Origin of the sequence: Arachidicoccus sp. (assembly GCF_050436765.1) — a bacterium.
Taxonomy (GTDB): domain Bacteria; phylum Bacteroidota; class Bacteroidia; order Chitinophagales; family Chitinophagaceae; genus Arachidicoccus.
In genome coordinates, this window is record NZ_JBNQGD010000016.1 from 1 (window position 1) to 4,419 (window position 4,419).

The window sequence follows — 4,419 nt, forward strand, 5'->3', positions numbered from 1 at the left end:
TCTCAATGGGTCGCAATACAAAGTGATGAGATTGGAGGCCTTGCAAAATAGTGGAAATATTAATCCCTACAATGGCTCAGTACAACCGTTGTTAAATGACCCTACTTATCAATTTTATCAATATTATAATTCGAATACAGATTGGTTATCTTATTTAAGACAGACTGGAGTAACACAAACAGATAACCTTTCTGTTAATGGAGGCGGGGACGCCTTACACTATAATTTTAGTACTTCTTACACGGATAATAAAGGATCAATGATTAATACGGGATTTGGTAGGTTTACCGGTCGCTTGAACTTAGATTATAAGGTTTCAGACAAACTTCATTTTTCAGCGAATATTGCCTTTACTAGAAGTAAAGTGAATAATTACGCAAATTATGGATCAGGAAACGTATATTATTTGGCTTTAACTAAGAACCCTAGCATGCCCGTCTATAATGTAGACTTGCAAACAGGCGAACCGCTTCCGGGATATTTGTCTCAAAATGGTATTCAATATGGAAAAAATAATCCTGTTGCATTTGCGAAGACAGTTACTAATGATGCCTTTAGCACAGATTTGAAACCTAATATGAGGTTAGTTTATAACATTGTTAAAGGTCTAACATTTACGAATAATACTTCTTTGGATTTTATTGGCGAAGATGGATTTTTATACTTGCCATCGGAAGCCACCGGGCTTATTTGGAACGATGCTAATTTTAACCGGATAGATACAAGAGATTATGAAAGGTCACAGACGGTAGTAGATAATCTCTTAACTTATAGTAATAATCATAACAAATTAAACACAATATTTTTATTAGGAAATACATTTAATTCTTTTAAATCTAATCAATTGATTGAAAGAGGGTATGCAAATCCTACCAGTCAAATACAAACCTTGAGCGGACCTGCACGTATCGGCCAGTTAAATTCTAATGATCAGACGGAAAACATACTTTCCTTTTTTGCTCAGGCTAACCTAATTTATAATAGCCATTATGGGCTTAATTTTGTCATAAGAAGAGACGGATCATCCAAGTTTGGGGGAGCCAATAAATATGGAAACTTCCCTTCAGTCGGAGGTTATTGGAGGGTTTCAGACGAGTCATTTATGAAAAATCATTTCAAGGCTGTCTCTAACTTTAAAATCAGAGCTACTTGGGGAGATCTTGGAAATAGTGGGATCCCAAATTATGCGTACATAAGCCAATTTACTTCAGGTGCCAACTACATGGGAGAGTCTGGTATTTATCAAACGAATCCTGCTCTTAATACCCTTCGTTGGGAAACAAGTGAAAGTACAGATCTAGGTTTTGACTTAGGTTTATTCGATGATCGGATAACAGCAGTTTTTGACTGGTATAATAAGGAGAATAAAAATCTTTTATATAATCTATCCCTACCTTCCTCAAGTGGTATAAATGGAAGCATATACACAAATATTGGTAACATCGCCAATAAAGGCTTAGAACTTGATGTAGATGCCGAAATACTTCGTCCTAAAGATCCGAATGGTTTTTCCTGGGATGTGGACCTTAATATTGCTCACAATAAAAATAAAGTACTGTCATTGCCTGGCGGGACCATTACCTTTTCAAATAACGCGTATGCAGGTTTTACTTCTCAGGTTAAGCAAGGTGATCCATTGGGAACTTATTATGGACTTAAATACCTAGGCGTATATGCAACAGATGCTGATGCCGTGGTTAAAGATGCTAACGGGAATATCGTCTATAATACAAACGGCACACCTAAGAGAATGCTTTTGGGCTCAGCCACAGGTGAGCCTTTAATGGGCGGAGATGCTATTTATGAGGACTATAATCATGACGGTATTATTGATGATCAGGATAAAGTTAAAATTGGGGATGCGAATCCATTGTTCTTTGGCGGGCTAAACAATGATTTTAATTATAAGGGTTTCGGTATTAAGCTCTTTATTCAATTTCAATATGGTAACGATGTAATAAATGGACTAAAATATTTTCTGGAAAGAATGACTTCTACCGATAACCAAGCCGCTTCAGTATTACGTCGTTGGAGAAAGCAAGGAGATGTAACCAATATTCCTCGAGCCATTGATTCAGATAATAGAAATTCTCAGGCTTCTAGTCGATGGGTGGAAGATGGTTCTTATGCTAGATTAAAATTTATCACTTTCACTTATAGATTGCCAACAGAATTTGTTCACAAATTGAAATTTAGATCTGTCGATGCATTTTTTACAATGAATAATTTTTATACCTGGACAAAATATACTGGGGCAGACCCTGAAATTGCTATTAACGGAGATCCCTCTTTTATAGGGGTTGACCAAGGTCTTACACCTCAGACTAAAGGATATACTTTAGGTTGTAATATCAGATTCTAATTCAAAAATTTATCCTTTTAAAAGACAACAAAATGAATAATTTAATTAATAGACGGATTGCACCAATTATAGGCATTATTTTGTTATTATCAGTTGTGAGTGGGTGTAAAAAATTTTTAAACCAGGCACCTGAAAATTCAATTACAAAAGATAATTTTTTTAAAACTAAGTCTGATGCCGAAACTTCAATTATTAGTTGCTATGACGCCTTACAAGCATGTACTTCACAGTTTTTAAATTGGGGAGAATTTCGAGGAGATTTGATAACATCCAACGGAAATAATAATGTCACTTATCCTTACTACGAATATATGGATAACACGCTTCCGGTTTCAAATTGGAGCGTCGTTTATACATTAATTGGACGGGTAAATACAGTTATTGAAAATGTTCCAGATATTTTAAAGTACGATAATGATTTTACAAAAGAAGAGAGTAACCAGATTATAGCCGAGGCCTTATTCCTTAGATCTTTGGCCTATTTTTATTTAGTGAGAACGTTTAAAGACGTACCGCTTGTTTTACAAGCACCAAGTAATGACCGCGTAGATTTCTTCCTCCCTAAAACATCAGCAGATTCAGTCCTGGATCAGGTAGAGAAGGATCTTGATACAGCAGAAAAATATGTTCCTATTCAGTATAGTTCAAATGCTTTAACTCGCGGAAGAGCTACTAAGGGTGCCGTGAATGCATTGCAGGCTGATGTTTATTTATGGCGTGATAAATATACTCTGGCTATAGATGCTGCTCAAAAAGTAATTGATAATAAAGGATTATATAATCTAGTTCCAGGAAATGACTGGTTCACCATTTTTAGTCTAAAAAATTCCGGCGAAAGTATTTTTGAAGTCGAATATGACGCCTCCATTGGTGAGACAAATGGCTTGATTGGAACGGTAGGGAACTTTTCCGCCAGTCAGACATTAACGGATTATTTTAAAAATGACGAAGGTGAAGATAATGTTTCAGGCGTTCGGGGGTTAAACAAAACTTATATCTCTGGAAATTCTTTTTGGAAATATTCCGGTTTAAATTCATCTAGTTCCACCAATGTATCTCGTTCTACAAATGATCCAAATTTTATTGTCTATCGACTTTCAGGTATAATGTTGCTTCAAGCCGAAGCTTTAGTGAATGTTAGCGACGGTGACAGTATTATGGATAGGCAAAAAGCGCTTAATATTTTAGATACCATCCGTGCACGCGGTGCAGTAGATATTTATGATTATTTAGATGGACATACCCCTAAAGGTTTATTAATGAATTTAATTTTAAAGGAGAGAGCAATGGAACTTGCCACCGAAGGGAAGAGGTGGTTTGATCTTGTGAGGGTAGGTAAAAGGGACAATTATGCAAATGCAGATCTGTTGATCAATAACGTGGTTCAATCCAGGAATGTGGGTATTCGTGCTCAAATAAAAAGCAGAATTGTTGACCCGAGGAGTTGGTATATGCCGATTTATCAAGATGAATTAAATAAAAATCCTAAACTGAAGCAAAACCCATATTATAGCACGGGTAATTAGAACAAAATTTTACATCTATATTAATATATAAAGATTATGAAAAGCTATTTCAAGAAAAGGAGTGTTAAACGAGCTATTATGGGGTTGTTTATTATTGCCCTTCTAGTGGCCTGTATGCAATCTTGTAAAAGAGATTTGAGCCTTTCTTATCAGGTCCAAGATAGGCAAATGTTGATGTTTGATATGTTGAAACAGGATACAAGTATGACTTTTGCTGTTGCTGCATTGGAAAAAGCAAAAAAAATAGTATTTGATTCTGCCAATGACCGCATGGATACCCTTAAACTTTCTACGGCTTTGGATTCTTATGGACCTTATACATTCTTTGCGCCAAATAATGATGCATTTAGAAAATTCTTTGCAGTTCAAGGTAAAAAAGGACTTGATGATTTTACCGATTCTGCAATATATGCCATAATGAATTACCATATTCTACCGACTAGTTTGAAAGCGGAAGATTTTACACAGGGACCTCAAGCGACGAGTACGGGAGCCGGTGACTATATCAGTATCGATATCTCTAAAGGATAT

3 protein-coding genes are annotated in these 4,419 nt (G+C 35.8%); all 3 read left to right on the forward strand.

Features of this window, described 5'->3' with window-relative positions:
• A partial coding sequence (locus tag ACQR30_RS00655; RefSeq protein WP_429729799.1) for a SusC/RagA family TonB-linked outer membrane protein occupies positions 1-2,362 on the forward strand: 2,362 nt, incomplete at its 5' end.
• 32 nt (positions 2,363-2,394) lie between these two features.
• A complete protein-coding gene (locus ACQR30_RS00660; RefSeq protein ID WP_429729802.1) occupies positions 2,395-3,888 on the forward strand; it encodes a RagB/SusD family nutrient uptake outer membrane protein in 1,494 nt (497 codons plus the stop codon).
• A gap of 36 nt (positions 3,889-3,924) precedes the next feature.
• On the forward strand, positions 3,925-4,419 hold a 495-nt coding region (locus tag ACQR30_RS00665), incomplete at its 3' end, for a fasciclin domain-containing protein (protein WP_429729806.1).